Annotated in this window: 22 protein-coding genes and 1 other RNA gene; 8 read left to right on the top strand and 15 right to left on the bottom strand. The window is 62.7% G+C overall.

Going from position 1 to position 19,043, the window contains the following annotated elements:
- Positions 1-61: 61 nt before the first annotated feature.
- From purH to ruvA, 3 genes are all read left to right on the top strand, one after another.
- Positions 62-1,627 (top strand): bifunctional phosphoribosylaminoimidazolecarboxamide formyltransferase/IMP cyclohydrolase, encoded by a 1,566-nt coding sequence (gene purH, locus NCR39_RS01540; protein WP_250450291.1) that lies wholly within the window; start codon positions 62-64, stop codon positions 1,625-1,627.
- Between the two features lie 89 nt (positions 1,628-1,716).
- Positions 1,717-2,259 carry a crossover junction endodeoxyribonuclease RuvC gene (gene ruvC / locus NCR39_RS01535; RefSeq protein WP_250450290.1) on the top strand — a complete coding sequence of 181 codons (543 nt, stop codon included), beginning with the start codon at positions 1,717-1,719 and terminating at the stop codon, positions 2,257-2,259.
- A 24-nt stretch (positions 2,260-2,283) separates the two neighbouring features.
- Positions 2,284-2,865 (top strand): Holliday junction branch migration protein RuvA, encoded by a 582-nt coding sequence (gene ruvA / locus NCR39_RS01530; protein WP_250450289.1) that lies wholly within the window; start codon positions 2,284-2,286, stop codon positions 2,863-2,865.
- 62 nt (positions 2,866-2,927) lie between these two features.
- On the opposite strand, the gene NCR39_RS01525 is transcribed toward ruvA, so the two are convergent.
- Positions 2,928-3,311, bottom strand: coding sequence for a hypothetical protein (locus NCR39_RS01525; RefSeq protein WP_250450288.1), 384 nt, complete (start codon positions 3,309-3,311; stop codon positions 2,928-2,930).
- Between the two features lie 240 nt (positions 3,312-3,551).
- On the opposite strand from NCR39_RS01525, the gene ruvB reads away from it, so the two are divergent.
- Both ruvB and NCR39_RS01515 read left to right on the top strand, forming a co-directional pair.
- Complete coding sequence (ruvB, locus tag NCR39_RS01520; RefSeq protein ID WP_040052969.1) at positions 3,552-4,613, top strand: Holliday junction branch migration DNA helicase RuvB; 1,062 nt, start codon at positions 3,552-3,554, stop codon at positions 4,611-4,613.
- A 3-nt stretch (positions 4,614-4,616) separates the two neighbouring features.
- Complete coding sequence (locus tag NCR39_RS01515) at positions 4,617-5,534, top strand: oxygenase MpaB family protein (protein WP_250450287.1); 918 nt, start codon at positions 4,617-4,619, stop codon at positions 5,532-5,534.
- Here NCR39_RS01515 and NCR39_RS01510 read toward each other — a convergent pair.
- The 4 genes from NCR39_RS01510 to tyrS all read right to left on the bottom strand — a co-directional run bounded on the left by NCR39_RS01510 (position 5,531) and on the right by tyrS (position 8,215).
- Positions 5,531-5,794: a hypothetical protein gene (locus NCR39_RS01510; RefSeq protein WP_250450285.1), complete on the bottom strand. Its 264-nt coding sequence runs from the start codon at positions 5,792-5,794 to the stop codon at positions 5,531-5,533. The genes NCR39_RS01515 and NCR39_RS01510 overlap by 4 nt on opposite strands.
- Positions 5,795-5,874: 80 nt before the next feature.
- Complete coding sequence (locus tag NCR39_RS01505; RefSeq protein ID WP_250450283.1) at positions 5,875-6,522, bottom strand: histidine phosphatase family protein; 648 nt, start codon at positions 6,520-6,522, stop codon at positions 5,875-5,877.
- A complete protein-coding gene (dtd, locus tag NCR39_RS01500; protein ID WP_040052972.1) occupies positions 6,519-6,962 on the bottom strand; it encodes a D-aminoacyl-tRNA deacylase in 444 nt (147 codons plus the stop codon). The genes NCR39_RS01505 and dtd overlap by 4 nt, the downstream gene beginning before the upstream one ends.
- Positions 6,959-8,215, bottom strand: coding sequence for a tyrosine--tRNA ligase (gene tyrS / locus NCR39_RS01495; RefSeq protein WP_250450281.1), 1,257 nt, complete (start codon positions 8,213-8,215; stop codon positions 6,959-6,961). The genes dtd and tyrS overlap by 4 nt, the downstream gene beginning before the upstream one ends.
- A gap of 245 nt (positions 8,216-8,460) precedes the next feature.
- Here tyrS and NCR39_RS01490 point away from each other — a divergent pair, with 245 nt between their 5' ends.
- Positions 8,461-9,591: an anhydro-N-acetylmuramic acid kinase gene (locus NCR39_RS01490; RefSeq protein ID WP_350029658.1), complete on the top strand. Its 1,131-nt coding sequence runs from the start codon at positions 8,461-8,463 to the stop codon at positions 9,589-9,591.
- A gap of 72 nt (positions 9,592-9,663) precedes the next feature.
- Here the strand turns inward: NCR39_RS01490 and erpA are convergent, their stop codons facing one another.
- The 3 genes from erpA to rplM all read right to left on the bottom strand — a co-directional run bounded on the left by erpA (position 9,664) and on the right by rplM (position 11,073).
- Positions 9,664-10,029 (bottom strand): iron-sulfur cluster insertion protein ErpA, encoded by a 366-nt coding sequence (gene erpA, locus NCR39_RS01485; protein ID WP_040052974.1) that lies wholly within the window; start codon positions 10,027-10,029, stop codon positions 9,664-9,666.
- Positions 10,030-10,240: 211 nt separating this feature from the next.
- Complete coding sequence (rpsI, locus tag NCR39_RS01480) at positions 10,241-10,633, bottom strand: 30S ribosomal protein S9 (RefSeq protein WP_008351569.1); 393 nt, start codon at positions 10,631-10,633, stop codon at positions 10,241-10,243.
- An 11-nt stretch (positions 10,634-10,644) separates the two neighbouring features.
- Positions 10,645-11,073 (bottom strand): 50S ribosomal protein L13, encoded by a 429-nt coding sequence (gene rplM, locus NCR39_RS01475; protein WP_040052975.1) that lies wholly within the window; start codon positions 11,071-11,073, stop codon positions 10,645-10,647.
- A 621-nt stretch (positions 11,074-11,694) separates the two neighbouring features.
- Between rplM and NCR39_RS01470 the strand changes: the two genes are divergently transcribed.
- Entirely contained in the window at positions 11,695-12,117 is a 423-nt protein-coding gene (locus NCR39_RS01470) for an OsmC family protein (RefSeq protein WP_250450279.1), read from the top strand.
- Between the two features lie 64 nt (positions 12,118-12,181).
- Here NCR39_RS01470 and rnpB read toward each other — a convergent pair.
- From rnpB to pyrC, 3 genes are all read right to left on the bottom strand, one after another.
- Positions 12,182-12,594, bottom strand: an RNA gene (gene rnpB / locus NCR39_RS01465) — RNase P RNA component class A.
- 12 nt (positions 12,595-12,606) lie between these two features.
- Positions 12,607-13,455, bottom strand: a complete 849-nt coding sequence (locus tag NCR39_RS01460; RefSeq protein ID WP_250450277.1) for a DUF3025 domain-containing protein — start codon at positions 13,453-13,455, stop codon at positions 12,607-12,609.
- 1 nt (position 13,456) lies between these two features.
- On the bottom strand, positions 13,457-14,527 hold the full coding sequence (gene pyrC / locus NCR39_RS01455; protein WP_250450275.1) for a dihydroorotase: 1,071 nt from the start codon (positions 14,525-14,527) through the stop codon (positions 13,457-13,459).
- Between the two features lie 229 nt (positions 14,528-14,756).
- Between pyrC and NCR39_RS01450 the strand changes: the two genes are divergently transcribed.
- Positions 14,757-15,659: a class II glutamine amidotransferase gene (locus NCR39_RS01450; RefSeq protein ID WP_250450274.1), complete on the top strand. Its 903-nt coding sequence runs from the start codon at positions 14,757-14,759 to the stop codon at positions 15,657-15,659.
- 47 nt (positions 15,660-15,706) lie between these two features.
- Here NCR39_RS01450 and NCR39_RS01445 read toward each other — a convergent pair whose 3' ends face one another.
- From NCR39_RS01445 to NCR39_RS01430, 4 genes are all read right to left on the bottom strand, one after another.
- Positions 15,707-16,432, bottom strand: a complete 726-nt coding sequence (locus NCR39_RS01445; protein WP_250450273.1) for an amino acid ABC transporter ATP-binding protein — start codon at positions 16,430-16,432, stop codon at positions 15,707-15,709.
- Positions 16,429-17,106 (bottom strand): glutamate/aspartate ABC transporter permease GltK, encoded by a 678-nt coding sequence (gene gltK, locus NCR39_RS01440; RefSeq protein ID WP_250450272.1) that lies wholly within the window; start codon positions 17,104-17,106, stop codon positions 16,429-16,431. The genes NCR39_RS01445 and gltK overlap by 4 nt, the downstream gene beginning before the upstream one ends.
- Entirely contained in the window at positions 17,106-17,846 is a 741-nt protein-coding gene (locus NCR39_RS01435; RefSeq protein WP_250450271.1) for an amino acid ABC transporter permease, read from the bottom strand. The genes gltK and NCR39_RS01435 overlap by 1 nt, the downstream gene beginning before the upstream one ends.
- A gap of 68 nt (positions 17,847-17,914) precedes the next feature.
- Positions 17,915-18,808 (bottom strand): glutamate/aspartate ABC transporter substrate-binding protein, encoded by an 894-nt coding sequence (locus NCR39_RS01430; RefSeq protein WP_250450270.1) that lies wholly within the window; start codon positions 18,806-18,808, stop codon positions 17,915-17,917.
- Positions 18,809-19,043: the final 235 nt, after the last annotated feature.

Genomic DNA, 19,043 nt, shown 5'->3' with positions numbered 1-19,043 from the left:
ATCGGACTGAGGCGCTTGCCTTGGTCCGGCCTGGTTATCCTTTTCGGTTTCAGTGTTCATCATGATCAAGCAAGCGCTCATCTCCGTTTCCGACAAGTCCGGCATCGTCGATTTCGCGAAATCGCTGTCGGAACTCGGCGTCAAGATCCTCTCGACCGGCGGCACGGCCAAACTGCTCGCCGACGCGGGCCTGCCCGTGACCGAGGTCGCCGACTACACCGGCTTTCCGGAAATGCTCGACGGGCGCGTGAAGACGCTGCATCCGAAAGTTCACGGCGGCATTCTCGCCCGCCGCGACCTGCCCGAACACATGGCCGCGCTGGAAAAGCACGACATTCCGACCATCGACCTGCTCGTCGTGAATCTGTATCCGTTCGTGCAGACGGTCTCGAAGGAAGAATGCTCGCTGGAAGACGCGATCGAGAACATCGATATCGGCGGGCCGACCATGCTGCGCTCGGCGGCGAAGAATCATCGCGACGTGACGGTCGTCGTCGATCCGGCCGATTACGCCGCCGTGCTCGACGAAATGCGCGCGAACGGCAACACCGTCGGCTACAAGACGAACTTCCGCCTCGCGACGAAGGTGTTCGCGCACACCGCCCAATACGACGGCGCGATCACGAACTATCTGACGAGCCTCACCGAAGAACTTCAGCATTCGAGCCGCAACACGTATCCGGCGACCTTCAACATGGCGTTCGAGAAGGTTCAGGATCTGCGCTACGGCGAGAACCCGCATCAGAGCGCGGCGTTCTATCGCGATCTTTCCGTGCCCGCCGGCGCGCTCGCGAACTACGAGCAGTTGCAGGGCAAGGAACTGTCGTACAACAACATCGCCGATTCGGACGCCGCGTGGGAATGCGTGAAGACGTTCGATGCGCCCGCGTGCGTCATCATCAAGCACGCGAATCCGTGCGGCGTGGCGGTCGGCGTCGATGCGCACGAAGCGTACTCGAAGGCGTTCCAGACGGACCCGACTTCCGCGTTCGGCGGGATCATCGCGTTCAATCGCGAAGTCGACGAAGCGGCGGCGCAAGCGGTGGCGAAACAGTTCGTCGAAGTGCTGATCGCGCCTTCGTTCAGCGAGGCGGCGCGCGCCGTGTTCGCGGCGAAGCAGAACGTGCGCCTGTTGCAGATCGCGCTCGGCGACGGTCACAACACGTTCGATCTGAAGCGCGTCGGCGGCGGCCTGCTCGTGCAATCGCTCGATGCGAAGAACGTGCAGCCGCACGAACTGCGCGTCGTGACGAAGCGCCATCCGACGCCGAAGGAAATGGACGACCTGATGTTCGCGTGGCGCGTGGCGAAGTACGTGAAGTCGAACGCGATCGTGTTCTGCGGCGGCGGCATGACGCTCGGCGTCGGCGCGGGCCAGATGAGCCGCGTGGATTCGGCGCGCATCGCGGGCATCAAGGCGCAGAACGCGGGGCTGTCGCTGAACGGCTCGGCGGTGGCGTCGGATGCGTTCTTCCCGTTCCGTGACGGCCTCGACGTCGTGGTGAACGCGGGCGCGACCTGCGTGATCCAGCCGGGCGGCTCCATGCGCGACGACGAAGTGATCGCCGCTGCCGACGAGCACAATGTCGCGATGATCGTCACCGGCACGCGTCACTTCCGCCATTAATCCGGCTCGCTTCATTTACTATTGGCCTGTTTGCGCTGCTGTCGGCGCAAGCAGGCCATTTTGATTTCAACGAGCCGCATCGCGAACGAATGAGAATTCTTGGCATCGACCCCGGCTTGCGCGTGACGGGCTTCGGCATCATCGACGTGGCCGGGCATTCGCTCTCCTACGTGACGAGCGGCGTCATCAAGACCGCCGACGCCGATCTGCCTTCGCGGCTGAACACCATCTTCGACGGCATTTCCACGCTCATTCGCCAGCACAATCCGGATCAGGCCGCGATCGAGAAAGTCTTCGTGAACGTCAATCCGCAATCGACGCTTCTGCTCGGCCAGGCGCGCGGCGCGGCGATTTGCGGGCTCGTCACGAGCGGCATGCCGGTTGCCGAATACACGGCGCTGCAGTTGAAGCAGGCCGTCGTCGGCTACGGCCGCGCGACGAAGGAGCAGATGCAGCAGATGGTCGTGCGGCTGCTCAACCTTTCCGGCGTGCCGAGCACCGACGCCGCCGATGCACTCGGCATGGCGATCTGTCATGCGCACGGCGGCACGGGACTCGCGACGCTGGGCGGCATTGCGCCGTCGCTCGCGAAGAAGGGCTTGCGCGTGCGGCGCGGCAGGCTTATCGGCTAACACTTTCACTTTTAGCAAGAAAACATGATCGGTCGCATCGCCGGCGTTCTGCTGGAAAAAAATCCGCCGCATTTGCTCGTCGACTGCAACGGCGTCGGCTATGAAGTCGACGTGCCGATGAGCACGTTCTACAACCTGCCGCATGCCGGCGAGAAGGTCGTGCTGCTCACGCAGATGATCGTGCGCGAGGACGCGCATCTGCTTTACGGCTTTCTGACGTCGCAGGAACGCGCGACGTTTCGGGAGCTGCTGAAGATCAGCGGCATCGGCGCGCGCATGGCGCTGGCCGTGCTTTCCGGCATGAGCGTGCAGGAACTCGCGCAGACGGTGACGACGCAAGACACGGCGCGTTTGACACGCGTGCCGGGCATCGGCAAGAAGACGGCCGAGCGGCTGCTGCTCGAACTGAAGGGCAAGCTCGGCGCGGATCTCGGCGCGATGGCGAGTGCGGCTTCGCAGTCGGATCACGCGTCGGACATTCTCAACGCGCTGCTCGCGCTCGGGTACTCGGAGAAGGAAGCGCTCGCGGCCATCAAGAACGTGCCGGCGGGAACGGGCGTGTCGGAGGGTATCAAGCTGGCGTTGAAGGCGTTGTCGAAGGGGTGAGGGTGGCCCCGAATCGGTGATAAGATCGATGTTCGAAACACTGGTGCGCCGGCGGCAGTAAGTTACCCGGGCGAGTGTTCCGAAGTATTCAAGGCCGCTTTCGAGCGGCCTTTTTCTTTTTCGCAGTCCGATGGCTTGTTCGCGTCCCCTTTCGGAATGACGGAAAACAACTCGGCGCGCGGCTTGCGTTGGGTCAGCTCCAGAATGGCGCGGTCGCGCACCCAGTTCCCGTAGCCGTCCGCGCGACGCTTGGGTGCATCCAGCGCCGTCATTCTTCTGGACGCGACGACCACGGAATCCGCAGCCAAAGCGCTTGCTATCTGCGTAAGCACGTCTTCCACGGTGTAGTCGTCACGCACGATGCGGCTGTCATGAATGTGTTTGCCGATAACCACGATCTCCGGGGTCGGCCAGCGGCGGTAACGCCTGTGCGGCTCGCTGGGCATTGATCGCGCCATGCTGCGTGCTCGTCAGGCGGCCGACCGGAACAACAGTCACCCTTCCCCCTCGCTGTAGCTCCTCCAGATTCATACGGATCAGATATAGGCCTTTTTGATAAAGCGGCATGGCTCATTGCGCTCGTCGGCATCGTTTCGGATGCACCGACTCTGCCGTCGATCCCCACGACGCACCACTAGGCCATTCGGCCAGCTTCGCCGCCTAAAACCACGCTGTACAATCGACCCATGATCGAAACCGACAAACTCGCCGCCGAACGCATCATCTCGGCCACGCCCGTCTCGCCGAACGAAGAAGCGTTCGAACGCGCGCTGCGTCCGCGTCAGCTCGACGAATACGTCGGGCAGGAAAAGGTGCGCGGCCAACTCGAAATCTTCATCGAAGCGGCCAAGCGCCGCTCCGAAGCGCTCGATCACGTGCTGCTCTTCGGGCCGCCGGGTCTCGGCAAGACCACGCTCGCGCATATCATCGCGCGAGAAATGGGCGTGAATCTGCGGCAGACGTCGGGGCCGGTGCTGGAGCGTGCGGGCGACCTCGCCGCGCTGCTCACCAATCTCGAAGCGAACGACGTGCTGTTCATCGACGAGATTCACCGTCTCTCGCCGGTCGTCGAGGAAATTCTGTATCCGGCGCTCGAGGATTATCAGATCGACATCATGATCGGCGAAGGACCGGCCGCGCGCAGCGTGAAGCTGGATCTTCAGCCGTTCACGCTCGTCGGCGCGACCACGCGCGCGGGCATGCTGACCAATCCGCTGCGCGATCGCTTCGGCATCGTGTCGCGGCTCGAGTTTTACAACGCGAACGAGCTGGCGCGCATCGTGTCGCGCTCGGCGTCGCTGTTGAAGGCGGACATCGTGCCCGAAGGCGCGCTGGAGATCGCGCGGCGCTCGCGCGGCACGCCGCGTATCGCCAACCGGCTGCTGCGCCGCGTGCGCGATTACGCGGAAGTGAAGGCGAACGGCAGCATCACCGGCGACGTCGCGGATGCCGCGCTGAAAATGCTCGACGTCGATCCGGTCGGCTTCGACCTGATGGACCGCAAGCTGCTCGAAGCCATCCTGCACAAGTTCGATGGCGGCCCGGTCGGCGTCGACAATCTCGCGGCGGCGATCGGCGAGGAGCGCGACACCATCGAGGACGTGCTCGAACCGTATCTGATCCAGCAAGGGTATTTGCAGCGCACGCCGCGCGGACGCGTCGCCACGCTGCTCACCTACCGGCACTTCGGCCTCGCCGCGCCGGACGCCGGCCCTATCCGCGATCTCTGGGACGCGGGCAACAGCTAGCGCATGTCGGATCAGGCGACGTTCGTTACGCGCGTGCGGTCATCCGTGCGCTCATCGATCGCACGCGGCATCACCAGCCTGACGAGCGGCGGCGGCGGTCCGGGACTCGATTACTCGTCGCCGCCCGGCGATCCCGGCCTCTTCGGTCCCGATTCCGTTTGCTGGAAAGTCCACGCCGATTTCACGTCGATGATGACGGGCGGCATCAGCGCGCTGCTGTTGCAGACGCTGCATCCGCTGGCGCTCGCGGGCGTGTGGGATCACTCCACGTTTCGCACCGACATTCTTGGCCGCCTGCGCCGCACGGCAACCTTCGTCGCGGGCACGACGTTCGGCAATCGCCGCGACGCGCTCGCGCTCATCGAGCGCGTGAAGAACATCCATCTCGGCGTGACCGGCGTTGCGACCGATGGCCGGCCGTATCGCGCGAGCGACCCTGAGCTGTTGACGTGGGTGCATGTCGCGGAAGTGTCGAGCTTTCTGAACGGCTATCTGCGCTACGTGAATCCCGCGTTGTCGGTTGCCGATCAAGACCGCTATTTCGATGAAACCGCGACCATCGCGCGGATGCTCGGCGCGCTCGACGTGCCGGTCACGCGCGCACAGGTCGACGCGTACCTCGCGGCCATGCGTCCGCGATTGCAGGCAAGCGAACGCACGCGGGAAGTGATTCGCGTGCTGAAGGATGCGCCGACGCCGCGCATCGCGATGAAGCCGGCGAGCAAGCTCGTGTTCAGCGCGGGCGTCGATTTGCTGCCGGATTGGGCGCAGGCGATGCTCGGGCTGTCCGCTTTTGCCCCGGTGCGGCGGGTGATCGCGCGGCCCGGCGTGCGCGCGATGGCGCCCGTCATGCGCTGGGCGCTCGTGAATGGAATCTCGAAGCGCGCGCGGGCGAGAGCGGCGGCGGCAAACGCCGACTAGTCTCGGCGCTTTACAATCGCCGCCATGTTACCTCCGACAGAAACCACGCTCGCGCCGAACTCTTCCTTCAAAATTCGTCGGACTTGGCTCATTGTGTCGTCGCGCTCGCGACGATAGCCGGCCAGGAACTTCAACTCGTTTCGATTTTGATACGAGACGTCCTTCTTGATGAAGTCTTTTCGAATCGAACTTGCGAGAGCCTGTTTGTAAGTCTCGAGTTCGCTTTCAGTGAGTTCGTTCCTAGACATACGCTTCTTCATGGTTGTAAATTCGGTACCGAATACTACATTTTCGGTACCGAAATATCAACGCGCGAGCGCTCAGATTTGGCCGAACCTCGTCACTTTATTTTGCGCAGGTTGTCGTCTTCCGTGTCCGTCGCGAGATGGCTTACATCGCCCCACGATACGACTTTCGCGCCGCCGTCGTCGTAATCGACGATATTCACGCTGCAGTTCAAGAGCGGCCAGTCGCGCGGCTCCGTGAGCGGCAGTTTCATCGCGAATCGATAGATGCAATCCAGCACGCCGCCATGCGCGACGCACGCAATCCGTCCGTCCGGATGCGCCGCCACGATCGGCTCCATCGCATGGATCACGCGGTGATAAAACACGCGCTGCGACTCGCCTTCCGGCGGCGCGAAACCCGGATCGCGCGTCTGCCATTCGACATACTCCGCCGGAAACTTCACGTTGATCTCGTCGCTGTCGTGGCCCTGAAACGCGCCGTATTGACGCTCGCGCAAGCCTTCCGACAGCCGCAGATCGAGCCCGAGCGCATCCGCGAACGGACGCGCCGTCTGCTGCGCGCGAAGCAGATCGCTCGAATAGACCGCATCGAGCCCGCCCTCGCGCGCGAGCCGCGCGCCCAACTGTTCCGCTTGCAGGAAACCGTGCCCGGATAACGGAATGTCGATATGCCCCTGAATGCGCTTGATGCGGTTCCAGTCGGTTTCGCCGTGGCGGATGAAAAGCACCTGAGTCGTCATGGACGTACCTGAAGCCAGAAAGTAACGGGGCCGTCGTTGACGAGCGACACCTGCATGTCGGCGCCGAATTCTCCCGTCTCGACAATGGGATGCTTCGCCCGCGCCTCGCGCACGAAGTAATCGAAGAGCCGCTTGCCTTCGTCAGGCGGCGCAGCGGGCGTGAAGCTCGGGCGCAAGCCGCTCGACGTATCGGCGGCAAGCGTGAATTGCGACACGAGCAGCAGGCCGCCTTCGACGTTCTGCACCGACAGATTCATCTTGCCCGCGGCGTCGCTGAACACGCGATACGCGAGCATCTTGGCGAGCAGCTTGTCGGCGGCGGCTTCGTTGTCGCCGCGCTCGGCGCAGACCAGCGCGAGCAGGCCCGCATCGATCGCGCCGGTCACGCGGTCGCCGACGCGCACGTCCGCGCGCCGCACGCGCTGAATGAGCGCGATCATGCGGTCAGCGTGACGCGCGCGAAGCGGCGCTTGCCGACCTGCACGACGAACTCGCCCGCTTCGACCTTGAGGCCCTTGTCGGAGACGGTCGCGCCGTCGATCTTCACGCCGCCCTGCTCGATGTTGCGCAGCGCTTCGCTCGTCGACGGCACGAGGCCCGCCTGCTTCAGCAACTGGCCGATGGCGAGCGGCGCGCCCGCCAGCGTGACCGACGCGATATCGTCCGGCACGCCGCCCTTCGCGCGATGGTTGAAGTCATCGAGCGCGCGTTCCGCGTCGGCCTGCGAGTGAAAGCGCGCGACGATTTCCTGCGCGAGCATCACCTTGAAATCGCGCGGATTGCGGCCGCCTTCCGCTTCCTGCCTGAAACGCGCGATCTCCTCGATGCTGCGGAACGACAGCAGTTCGAAGTAACGCCACATCAGCACGTCGGAAATGCTCATGAGCTTGCCGAACATGTCCGTCGGCTTCTCGCTGATGCCGATGTAATTGTTCTTCGACTTCGACATCTTCTCGACGCCATCGAGACCTTCGAGCAGCGGCATCGTCAAGATGCATTGCTGTTCCTGACCGTATTGCTTCTGCAATTCGCGGCCGACGAGCAAGTTGAACTTCTGGTCCGTGCCGCCGAGTTCGAGATCGGCATTGAGCGCGACCGAGTCGTAACCCTGCATCAGCGGATACAGGAATTCGTGGATCGAAATGGGCACGCCGCTCTGGAAGCGCTTGGTGAAATCCTCGCGTTCCAGAATGCGCGCGACCGTGTAGCGCGAGGCCAGCTTGATCATGCCGTCGGCGCCGAGCGGCATCGACCATTCGCTGTTGTAGCGGATTTCGGTCTTCTCGCGGTCGAGCACGAGCGCCGCCTGTTCGAAATATGTCTTCGCGTTCGTTTCGATCTGCTCGCGCGTGAGCGGCGGGCGCGTGGCGTTGCGGCCGGACGGATCGCCGATCAGCGACGTGAAATCGCCGATCAGAAAGATCACCTGATGCCCGAGATCCTGCAACTGGCGCATCTTGTTCAGCACGACCGTATGGCCGATGTGGATGTCCGGCGCGGTCGGATCGAGGCCGAGCTTGATGCGCAGCGGCTTGCCCGTCGCGGCGCTCCTCGCGAGCTTCTGCGCGAATTCCTCTTCGATCAGCAGTTCGTCGCAGCCGCGTTTGGCGATGGCGAGCGCGGCGCGCACGTCGTCGGTGATCGGATAGGCCTTCTCGGCGGACGCGGATGAAGCGTTGGAGTCTGTGGTCATGCTTGCGGCTTGTGATGTGTAATGGATGCGATGCCTCGCGGCGCGCGATGTGCGGATCGCGCGCAAAGGCTTGTTCAGGCACAGGATTTTACGCGATGACGTGCCCTTCCGTGCCGTTCCCGCGCGCGGCGGTCGTCCGCGAAACGTGCAGACGCGTCTTAACGCGCGCCCCGGTTGCGCGGATAATCGCGGCTTGACGGACGCGCATCGACGAGGAGAGCAACGTGGGGAAGAAAGCCGAAGCAATCGAAACCGGCAAGGCGGACGGCGTCTACTTCGGTCTGATGTCCGGCACGAGCATGGACGGCGTCGACGGCGTCGCGGTGCAGTTCGCCACCGGCAAGCCGCCCGTCGTGCTCGGCGAGGCGCACGTTTCGTTTTCCCAAGGCCTGCGCGACGCCCTCTTCGCGCTGCAAGCCCCCGGCGACAACGAACTTGAACGCGAGGCGCTCGCCGCCAACGCCCTCGCCACGCGCTATGCCGTCTGCTGCCACGAATTGCAGAGCATGAGCGGATATTCGGCGTCGAAAGTGCGCGCGATCGGCGTGCACGGGCAGACGGTGCGGCATCGGCCGGAGAAGGGTTACACGCGGCAGATCAACAATCCGGCGCTGCTCGCGGAGATGACGAACATCGACGTGATCGCGGATTTCCGCAGCCGCGACGTCGCCGCCGGCGGTCAGGGCGCGCCGCTCGTGCCGGCGTTTCATGCGACGATTTTCGGCGCGAAGAACGAGACGCGCGTCGTCTGCAATCTGGGCGGCATCAGCAATATCACGATTCTCGCGGCGCGCGGCGCGGTGCGCGGCTTCGACTGCGGCCCGGCGAACGCGCTGCTCGACGAGTGGGCGAATCGGCACTTGCAAAGGCCTTACGACGATGGCGGGAAGTTCGCGGCGAGCGGCGAGGTGAATCGTCCGCTATTGAATGCGCTGCTGGACGAGCCGTTTTTCGAAGAAGCGCCGCCGAAAAGCACCGGGCGCGATCTGTTCAACCCGGCGTGGCTCGACGCGAAACTCGCGGCGTTCACGAGTCTCGCTCCCGCCGATGTCCAGGCGACGCTCACCGCGCTCACGGCCACGACGGTCGCGCGGGAAATCGAGCGCCACGCCTCCGACGCGCGCGCGGTCTACGTTTGCGGCGGCGGCGCGCGCAATCCCGTGCTGCTGAAGATGATCGAGCAGGCGCTGAACGAAAGCGGCGTGTCGGGCGTGCCCGTCATGACGACCGAAGCGCTCGGCGTGCCGCCGCAGCAAGTCGAAGCGTTCGCGTTCGCGTGGCTCGCGATGCGCTGCGTCGCCCGGGAGCCGGGCAACCTGGCGGCGGTGACGGGCGCGGCGGGCGAGCGCGTGCTCGGCGCGATTTACCCGCACTGACGCGTTCTCCGCACTCTGAAACGCAAAACGGAGCCCGAAGGCTCCGTTTCGCTTTAATGCTCTGATTCCCGCTCAGACCGAGAACGACGAACCGCAGCCGCACGTCGTCGTCGCGTTCGGATTCTTGATCACGAACTGCGCGCCGTTGAGGTCGTCCTTATAGTCGATCTCCGCGCCGACGAGATACTGATAGCTCATTGAATCGACGAGCAATTGCACGCCGCTCTTGTCCATCACGGTGTCGTCCTCGTTGACCGCTTCGTCGAACGTGAAACCGTACTGGAAACCCGAGCATCCGCCGCCTTGCACGAACACGCGCAGCTTCAGATCCGGATTGCCTTCTTCGTCGATCAATTGCTTGACCTTCTCCGCAGCCGCGTCGGTGAAGACGAAGGGCATCGGCATTTCGGTCGTGGGGGTGTCGCTGACAGCGCTCATGCGAATTCTCCAATTAGCTTCTAGCCACCATTGTAGGGCTGATCTCAAAATCGTGCCGAATGCCCATGTAATCAAGAGGCTATATGCAATTTCGACACAGCGCGCCGCCACGCGGGAAAAGAAAAAGCCGCCGGCACGTGCAGTGCGGGCGGCTTTTGCGGCAGCTTCGCTTCGAAGCCGGAGATTCCGGCTCCACGCGATGCCGAAGCGCTTAACGCTTCGAGAATTGCTTCCTGCGGCGTGCCTTGTGGAAACCGACCTTCTTACGTTCCACTTCACGCGCGTCGCGGGTGACGAAGCCTGCGTTCGACAGTTGCGACTTGAGCGTTGCGTCGTAGTCCATCAGCGCGCGGGTGATGCCGTGGCGAACCGCGCCTGCCTGACCCGTTTCGCCGCCGCCGTTCACGTTGACCTTGATGTCGAACGTGGTGGCGTGGTTCGTGAGTTCCAGCGGCTGACGCACGATCATCAGCGACGTTTCACGCGAGAAATAGTCGGCGATGGGCTTGCCATTGACGATGATCTCGCCCTTGCCCGACTTGATGAAGACACGAGCGACGGCGCTCTTGCGGCGGCCCGTACCGTAGTTCCAGTTACCGATCATGTGGGCTCCCCTTAGATCTCGAGCGCTTTAGGCTGTTGAGCCGTATGCGGATGCGTTGCTTCGGCGTAGACCTTCAGCTTCTTGATCATCGCGTAGCCGAGCGGACCCTTCGGCAGCATGCCCTTCACTGCCTTCTCGAGCGCGCGGCCCGGGAAGCGCTCTTGCATCTTGCCGAACGTCGTTTCATAAATGCCGCCCGGGTAGCCCGAGTGACGATAGTACTTCTTGTCCGTGGTCTTGTTGCCCGTGACCTTCAGCTTGCCGGCGTTGATGATGATGATGTAATCACCAGTGTCGACGTGCGGAGTGAACTCAGGCTTATGCTTGCCGCGAAGACGGCGTGCCACTTCGCTGGCGACACGGCCGAGAACCTTATCCGTCGCGTCAATCACGTACCATTCGCGCGTCACCTCTTCGGCTTTTGCGGAAAACGTCTTCATGATCGATCCAAAAATTGATTCGCCCTTTTGCTCTTACCTTGTTCGGTCCTGCTTATAGGTGCACTCGACGAGCGGCGCTCGACGGCGCGTGCAGGCTCTCACAGGCTTCTCTTCGCGGGCTTGTGGCAAAGAGAACTTTGAAGTATAGCGGGAAATTGCCCGGCGCGTCAAAGGGTTGCGACGCTTTTCGCGGAGTTTCGCCCTTCGCGGACGGCGCAGGCGAAAAAAAACCCGAGCGGCTTGAGGCTCGGGTTTAATCCACCAAAGGAGGAGGTGGAGGAGACACGGTAGATTTGTCGAACTGCGACAACCAATGAACCGAGTATAGGCACGCTCGTGCGCCGAGGCAAGGAGATTTGCATCATGAAATGATATCTCACATTACGGGATATTCGTAGGCCGGAAAAACACAAAAAAAAACAATAACTTAACTGTCCACGCGCCGCCGAACGCCGTCTAGAAGCCTTTCTCGAATCATGGAAATAACCCGCGTCCCGCCAGCGCGCGCCACGCCGAGCCGCCAGTCAACCGGTGAATGCGCGAACTCGCGCGCGGCTGCTGGACGCATGACCCGCTACAATGAAACCTCTGAAACACGTGTCAAGCGGCTGGAGTCCAAGCATGGAATGCAAAGTTAGCTGGATGGGACAAGACGGCATGGCTTTCGCCGCCGAAACCGGAAGCGGTCACCTCGTCGCGATGGACGGCGCGCCGGAAGGCGGCGGCCGCAATCTCGCGCCGCGCCCGATGGAAATGGTCTTGCTCGGCACGGGCGGCTGCACCGCCTACGACGTCGTGATGATCCTGAAAAAGAGCCGTCAGGAAATCGAGGACTGCTCGGTGACGCTCAAGGCCGAACGCGCGAGCGAAGACCCGAAGGTGTTCACGAAGATCCACTTCCATTTCACGGTTACCGGCAAGAATCTGAATCCGGCGACGGTCGAGCGCGCGATCAACCTGTCGCACGACAAATATTGCTCGGCGTCGATCATGCTCGCGAAAACGGCGGAGCTGACGCATTCGTTCGATATCGTCGAGCGCTGAGCCGATCGCATCAGCAAGAAAAAAGAGCCGGCGTCGGAAAACGCCGGCTCTTTCTTTTGAATGACGACAAAGCGGGCCGATAAGCCGGATTCTGTGCACGCACCGCCCGAAAGCGACGCGCATGGCAGCCATTCCTCTAGGCGCGCCATTGCTGACGCGCTCAAGCTTCCTACCCGCAGACGAAACGGGGGCCCCGTCCTGCATCCGAAGATGCGCGCCTGCCTATTTGGAATTGCTCCGGGTGGAGGTTACCGTGCCGGAGCGTCTCGCGACGTCCGCGGTGCGCTCTTACCGCACCGTTTCACCCTTACCTGATCTTCGGACTCGCGCCCGAAGCCATCGGCGGTTTGCTTTCTGTTGCCCTGTTCCGCGTGTTGCCACGGATGGCCGTTAGCCATCACCCTGCCCTGTGGAGTCCGGACTTTCCTCGCCCTCGACGCCGTTAAGCGCCAAGGCCGCGACTGCCGGGCCTGCTTTGCGGCATCGATTCTAGCATTGACGATGCAGCCGGCGTCCCGGACGGAACACGCTTGTATCGTCGTAAAACGCGGGCGACGCGTTCGCCGCCCACCAGCCCGGCACGCCCAGAACCGGCAGCGGCGCGAAGGCGCGGCTTCGGATCGGCTCGGCGTCGAGGCTGCGCGACACGCGTTCGTCGAGCATCGCGCGGCGCGCGGGTTCGTCGGCGTCGAAATAATGCGCGGGAACCTCGACGATCCACGCGTGCCCCGTGCACGCCTTGTACGGCGCGACGAGCTTTTCCAGCAGCGCATGGCCGAAGATGCGCGCCTCGCATTGCGCGCCCCACGACGCGCGGCCGCCGATGAACAACGCGCGCCAGTCGAAGCGGCGCAGCGCATCGGCGAGCGAGGCGTCGGCGCACGCGAAGAGCACCGCGTTTTCGTCGAAGAGCGTGAGCGCGTCGCGCACGCCGCCGCGCGTCGGACCGATGCCGAGCGCATCGATCTGATCGGCCTGACGCGCGTTCAGCGCCGCCTTCGTGCGCGGAAACTCGAACCACATCAGCGCGTTGAAGAAATCGTGGAGATTGTGGCGCGTCGGCACAGAGCCCGTTTGCGCGATATGACCTTCGTACGATGCATCCGGCGGCAACGCTTCCTGCGCGATGAACGCGAGCGGCTGGCCGCGTCCGGTGACGTGCGCCGCCTTCGACGCGTCGTCGTTCAGTTGCGCGAGGTAGCGCGCGTGGCCGTCGAGCGCGGCGGCCTGCCAGCACCTGCCGCGCGATTCGATCGGCGCGAGCCACGGACGCGTCCAGTCGATTGCGCGAAACGGCGCGAGCGCGTCCGGGTGCCGATCATCCGCGATCTGCGACAACTTATTTTCCGTCGACGAAGCGCCAGCCGATCGATTCGCCGCCGCGCAGCGGAACGATCTGCGTGTCGCCGGCGGCGAATTCCGCCGGCAGCGTCCACGATGCGCGCTCCAGCGTCACCGTTTCCGTGCTGCGCGGCAGGCCGTAGAAATCAGCGCCGTGGAAGCTCGCGAATCCTTCCAGCTTGTCGATCGCGCCGGCCTTATCGAATGCTTCGGCGTAAAGCTCGAGCGCGTGCAGCGCGGTATAGCATCCGGCGCAACCGCACGCGTGTTCCTTCAGGCCCTTCGGATGCGGCGCGCTGTCCGTGCCGAGGAAAAAGCGCGGATTGCCCGACGTGGCCGCCTCGACCAGCGCCACGCGATGCGTCTCACGCTTGATCACCGGCAGGCAGAAATAGTGCGGGCGGATGCCGCCGACGAGCATCGCGTTGCGATTGAACAGCAGGTGATGCGCGGTGATCGTCGCGCCGATGGGGCCTTGCGCGTCGCGGACGTACTCGGCGGCATCCTTCGTCGTGATGTGCTCGAACACGACTTTGAGTTCCGGGAAATCGCGGCGCAGCGGCGTCATCACGCGGTCGATGAACACCTTTTCGCGGTCGAACACGTCGATGTCGCCGTCGGTCACTTCGCCGTGGATCAGCAGCGGCATGCCACTTGCCTGCATCGCTTCGAGCGTTTTCGCGCACTTCGCGAGGTCCGTCACGCCCGCGTCGGAATTGGTCGTCGCGCCCGCCGGATACAGCTTCACGCCATGCACGAAGCCGCTATCACGCGCGCGATGGATTTCCTCGGGCGGCGTGTTGTCGGTCAGATAGAGCGTCATCAGCGGCTCGAAACGCGCCGCCGCGCCTTCCTTCGGCAGCGCGGCCAGAATGCGCTCGCGATACGCCGCGGCCATCTCCGTGGTCGTCACGGGCGGCTTCAGGTTCGGCATGATGATCGCGCGGCCGAACTGGCGCGCCGTGTGCGGCAGGACGGCGGCGAGCGTCGCGCCGTCGCGCACGTGGAGGTGCCAGTCGTCGGGACGGGCGAATGTCAGAGTCGAGTTCGAAGCGGAATGGGCGGACATGGCGTGGTGTGGCGGCGAAGACGTTGGAAGAGGTAAGCAAACCGCAAGCAGGATGCGCCGAAACTGCGCTTCGAAGGCCGCGCGCACCGGAAAAAATCGCCGTGGAAATCGCACAACGCGCGGCTGGCGCGGGCGTCGTTCGATTTTTTCGAAGAGGCCCGGGTGATATGCTTGTCGGACGTATTGTATCAACCCGGCCCCACGGCCTTAGCCCGTCTGCCTGAAGCAAATGTGCCAACTTCTCGGAATGAATTGCGCCGAACCGACCGACGTGACCTTCTCGTTCACCGGCTTCGCGGCGCGCGGCGGAATGACGGATCACCACGCGGACGGCTGGGGAATCGCGTTCTTCGAGGACAAGGCGTGCAGGCTTTTCATCGATCATCAGTCGTCCGCGAGTTCGCCGCTCGCCGAGATGGTGAAGCGCTATCCGATCAAGTCGAAGAACACCATCGCGCATATCCGCAAGGCGACGCAAGGGCATATCCTGCTCGAGAATTGCCATCCGTTCATGCGGGAGCTTTGGGGACGGCACTGGATCTTCGCGCATAACGGCGACCTGAACGGCCACGCGCCCGAACTGACCGGCGTGTATCAGCCGGTCGGCACGACGGACAGCGAACTCGCGTTTTGCGCGCTGCTGCAAGGCTTGCGACGCGCGTTTCCGTGTTCGCAGCCGCCGCTCGACGAACTCTTCGACGCGCTCGCCACGCTCACGCGCGACATCACGCAATACGGCGTCTTCAATTTCCTGATGTCGAACGGACAGGCGCTCTTCTCGCACTGCTCGACGCATTTGTACTATCTGGTGAGAAGCTGGCCGTTTTCGACGGCGCATCTGATCGACGCGGACATGTCCATCGACTTCGCGAAGTACACGACGCCTGAAGATCGCGTCGCGGTGATCGCCACGTCGCCGCTCACGGACAACGAAGTCTGGACGCGCTTCGCGCCCGGCGATCTCGCGATGTTCCAGAAAGGCGCGCTCGCGCGGACGGTGAACATTCCGGTGCCGGAAGCCGTGGCGAAGAAAGCGGCGGAGCCGCTCGCGAAGGCTTGCGTCGGGTCGGCGTTGAAGATCGACGAGATAAGAACGACGGCGGCGGTGGAATCGGAACTGGGCATCGAATAAAAAAACGGCGCTTCTTTTCGGAAGCGCCGTTTTCTTTCCCGACGAGGTCAGTGCAGGATCTTCGCCAGAAAGTCCTTCGCGCGATCCGACCTCGGATTCGCGAAGAACGCTTCCTTCTGGTCGTCTTCCACGATCAAGCCCTTGTCCATGAAGATCACGCGATGCGCGACCTTCTTGGCGAAGCCCATTTCGTGTGTCACGCACATCATGGTCATGCCTTCCTGCGCGAGTTCGACCATCACGTCGAGCACTTCGTTGATCATCTCCGGATCGAGCGCGGATGTCGGCTCGTCGAAGAGCATCGCGATCGGGTCCATCGACAACGCGCGCGCAATCGCCACGCGCTGCTGCTGACCGCCCGACAGTTGCCCCGGATACTTGTCCGCGTGCGCGCGCAGGCCCACGCGATCGAGCAGCTTCAGGCCCTTCGACGTCGCTTCCTCGTTCGAGCGGCCGAGCACCTTGATCTGCGCGAGCGTCAGGTTCTGCACGATCGACAGATGCGGGAACAGTTCGAAGTGCTGGAACACCATGCCGACCTTCGAGCGCAGCTTCGACAGATTCGTCTTCTTGTCCGTCAGCGACTGGCCGTTGATCGTGATCTCACCCTTCTGGAACGGCTCGAGGCCGTTCACGGTCTTGATCAGCGTCGATTTGCCCGAACCCGACGGGCCGCACACTACGACGACCTCGCCCTTCTTCACTTCGGTCGTGCAGTCGGTCAACACCTGAAACTGCCCGTACCACTTGGAAACATTCTTGATAGAGATCATCTTGCGACCTTTTTCTGAAGACTTTTGACGAGGGCCGACGCCACCACGCAAATCACGAAATAACATGCCCCGGCGAACAGGACCATTTCGACGGTCGTGCCGTCGCGATCACCGATGTTCGTCGCCGTGCGGAAGAAGTCCGCGAGACTGATGACGTAGACGAGCGACGTATCCTGGAACAGCACGATCGCCTGCGTGAGCAGGAGCGGCACCATCGCGCGAAACGCCTGCGGCAGCACGACGAGCTTCATCGCCTGACCGTAGGTCATGCCGAGCGCGAACGCCGCATTCACCTGACCGCGCGGCACCGCCTGAATGCCGGCGCGGATGATTTCCGAATAGTACGCGGCTTCGAAGAGCGAGAACGCGACCATCGCCGATGCGAGGCGAATGTCGATATCCGCCGACAGCCCGAGCACGTTCTGCAGCAATTGCGGCACGATCAGGAAGAACCACAACAGCACCATCACGAGCGGAATCGAGCGAAACAGCGTGACGTACGCGCCCGCGAACCATTGCAGCGGCTTGACGCCCGAGAGGCGGAACAGCGCGAGCACCGTTCCCCAGATGATGCCGATGACGATGGCGAGCACCGTGATCTGCAGCGTGATGATGGCGCCCGTCCACAGCGTAGGCAGCGCCCCGATGACGCCACTCCAGTTGAACTGATGCATTACTTGCCTCCGATGTAGCCAGGCAGCCGCGTCTTTGCTTCGACCCAGCGCATCAACAGCATGACGACGAGGTTGATGAGCATGTAAGCGAGCGTCACCGCGATGAACGATTCATACGTCTGCGCCGTGTAGTCGACGAGCTGGCGCGCCTGCGCGGACAGATCGAGCAGACCGATGGTCGAGGCCACCGCCGAATTCTTAAACACGTTGAGAAATTCCGACGTGAGCGGCGGCACGATGATGCGGTAAGCCACCGGCATCAGCACATAGCGATACGTCTGCCATTGCGTGAAGCCCATCGCGAGACCCGCGTTGCGCTGTCCGCGCGGCAGCGCGTTGATGCCCGAGCGCACCTGTTCGCACACGCGCGCGCCGGTGAAAAGCCCGAGACAGATGATCGACGACGAAAAGAACTGCGCCGAAGGCGGCAGTTGCTTGAACCAGTTGCCGATGGATGGCGGCAGCAATTCCGGTATCACGAGATACCAGACGAAGAACTGCACGATCAGCGGAATGTTGCGGAAGATCGCGACATAGACGGTGCCGATGCCCGCCAGCGTGCGATTCGGGACCGTGCGCAAGATGCCGAACAACGAGCCGACCACGAGCGCGATGACCCAGGCCGCGAGCGACACGGTGATCGTCACCCAGAAGCCGGATATCAGCCAGCCCAGATACGTGGTGGGTTCGCCGGTGGAGACCGGACTCAGCAGGATGCCCCAGTTCCAGTGGTAAGACATGGACTCACTCCAAAAAGAAACGGAAGAAGCAAGCTCCTTCCGTTTCGTTCGTTCGATGCTCGAACCGGTTAGTCGATTGCCTTGTCATTCGGGCTCTTGAAGAGAGCCTTCATGTCGTCACTTTCCGGGAAGTTGAGGTTGAGGCCCTTCGGCGGAATCGGGCTTTCGAACCACTTCTTGTAGATCTTGTCCGCTTCGCCCGACGTTTCGACCTTGGCGATCGCGTCGTCGACGACCTTCTTGAACTCCGGATCGTTCTTGCGCAGCATGCAGCCGTACGCTTCATGCGACTGCGGCGCGCCGACGATCACGAAATCGCCCGGATTGTTCGACTTCGCGCGCTCGCCTGCGAGCAGTGCGTCGTCCATCATGAACGCAACCGCGCGGCCGGTCGACAGCGTCAGGAACGACTCGCCGTGATCCTTCGCGCTGATGATGTTCATGCCCATGCTCTTGTCCTGGTTCATCTTGCGAAGCAGGCGCTCGGACGTGGTGCCGGCGGTCGTCACGACCGTCTTGCCCTTCAGGTCCGCCCAGTCCTTCACGCCGGAATCCTTCTTGGTCATGAGGCGCGTGCCGATCACGAAGATCGTGTTCGAGAAGGCGGCTTGCTGCTGGCGCTCGGCGTTGTTCGTGGTCGAGCCGCATTCGAGGTCGACGGTGCCGTTCTGCACGAGCGGAATGCGGTTCTGCGAGGTGATCGGCGTGAGCTTCACCTTCAGGTTCGGCATGTTGAGCTTCTGCTTGACCGCGTCCACGACCTTCAGCGCGAATTCGTGCGAATAGCCCACGACGTTTTGCTTGTCGTCATAGTACGAGAAAGGGATGGACGACTCGCGATGCCCCAGCGAGATCACGCCCGTGTCCTTGATTTTCTTCAGCGTGCCGGCGTCCTGCGCGTAAGCGCCCGTAGCAAAAATTCCGAGCGCGGCAACGAGCAGCGCAGCCTTTTTAACCTTCATCGTTCGATCTCCTATGGCGAAAAACCGGGCCAAGTTTAGCAGGGTAATTATTCTGAAAGAATGATTGTTAACCGCAGGTCCGTGACATTTTTGAGACGGTCGGTGCAACCCGGTGCAACTCTGCGTAGGCGCGCATATTACGCGAAAAAAGAAAAAGCGGACGGCATTCAGATGAATGCCGTCCGCCTATTTTGAGACGACGCTGACGCGGCCTGCGCGCCGCGCCATCGACCGG

It is taken from the genome of Caballeronia sp. ATUFL_M2_KS44, assembly GCF_023630965.1.
GTDB classification, from domain to species: domain Bacteria; phylum Pseudomonadota; class Gammaproteobacteria; order Burkholderiales; family Burkholderiaceae; genus Caballeronia; species Caballeronia concitans.
Note: the sequence above shows the minus strand (reverse complement) of the source record. Positions and strands in the feature narration are given on the sequence as shown.

Excerpts from the sequence above, each read along its gene's own strand:
- erpA (WP_040052974.1), bottom strand. The coding sequence starts at position 10,029 with ATGAGCGCTGTCAGCGACACCCCCACGACCGAAATGCCGATGCCCTTC.
- ruvB (WP_040052969.1), top strand. The coding sequence starts at position 3,552 with ATGATCGAAACCGACAAACTCGCCGCCGAACGCATCATCTCGGCCACG.
- rpsI (WP_008351569.1), bottom strand. The coding sequence starts at position 10,633 with ATGATCGGTAACTGGAACTACGGTACGGGCCGCCGCAAGAGCGCCGTC.
- purH (WP_250450291.1), top strand. The coding sequence starts at position 62 with ATGATCAAGCAAGCGCTCATCTCCGTTTCCGACAAGTCCGGCATCGTC.
- gltK (WP_250450272.1), bottom strand. The coding sequence starts at position 17,106 with ATGCATCAGTTCAACTGGAGTGGCGTCATCGGGGCGCTGCCTACGCTG.
- NCR39_RS01470 (WP_250450279.1), top strand. The coding sequence starts at position 11,695 with ATGGAATGCAAAGTTAGCTGGATGGGACAAGACGGCATGGCTTTCGCC.
- dtd (WP_040052972.1), bottom strand. The coding sequence starts at position 6,962 with ATGATCGCGCTCATTCAGCGCGTGCGGCGCGCGGACGTGCGCGTCGGC.
- NCR39_RS01525 (WP_250450288.1), bottom strand. The coding sequence starts at position 3,311 with ATGCCCAGCGAGCCGCACAGGCGTTACCGCCGCTGGCCGACCCCGGAG.
- ruvA (WP_250450289.1), top strand. The coding sequence starts at position 2,284 with ATGATCGGTCGCATCGCCGGCGTTCTGCTGGAAAAAAATCCGCCGCAT.
- tyrS (WP_250450281.1), bottom strand. The coding sequence starts at position 8,215 with ATGACCACAGACTCCAACGCTTCATCCGCGTCCGCCGAGAAGGCCTAT.
- NCR39_RS01445 (WP_250450273.1), bottom strand. The coding sequence starts at position 16,432 with ATGATCTCTATCAAGAATGTTTCCAAGTGGTACGGGCAGTTTCAGGTG.
- ruvC (WP_250450290.1), top strand. The coding sequence starts at position 1,717 with ATGAGAATTCTTGGCATCGACCCCGGCTTGCGCGTGACGGGCTTCGGC.
- rplM (WP_040052975.1), bottom strand. The coding sequence starts at position 11,073 with ATGAAGACGTTTTCCGCAAAAGCCGAAGAGGTGACGCGCGAATGGTAC.
- NCR39_RS01515 (WP_250450287.1), top strand. The coding sequence starts at position 4,617 with ATGTCGGATCAGGCGACGTTCGTTACGCGCGTGCGGTCATCCGTGCGC.
- NCR39_RS01505 (WP_250450283.1), bottom strand. The coding sequence starts at position 6,522 with ATGACGACTCAGGTGCTTTTCATCCGCCACGGCGAAACCGACTGGAAC.
- NCR39_RS01435 (WP_250450271.1), bottom strand. The coding sequence starts at position 17,846 with ATGTCTTACCACTGGAACTGGGGCATCCTGCTGAGTCCGGTCTCCACC.
- NCR39_RS01450 (WP_250450274.1), top strand. The coding sequence starts at position 14,757 with ATGTGCCAACTTCTCGGAATGAATTGCGCCGAACCGACCGACGTGACC.
- NCR39_RS01430 (WP_250450270.1), bottom strand. The coding sequence starts at position 18,808 with ATGAAGGTTAAAAAGGCTGCGCTGCTCGTTGCCGCGCTCGGAATTTTT.
- NCR39_RS01510 (WP_250450285.1), bottom strand. The coding sequence starts at position 5,794 with ATGAAGAAGCGTATGTCTAGGAACGAACTCACTGAAAGCGAACTCGAG.
- pyrC (WP_250450275.1), bottom strand. The coding sequence starts at position 14,527 with ATGTCCGCCCATTCCGCTTCGAACTCGACTCTGACATTCGCCCGTCCC.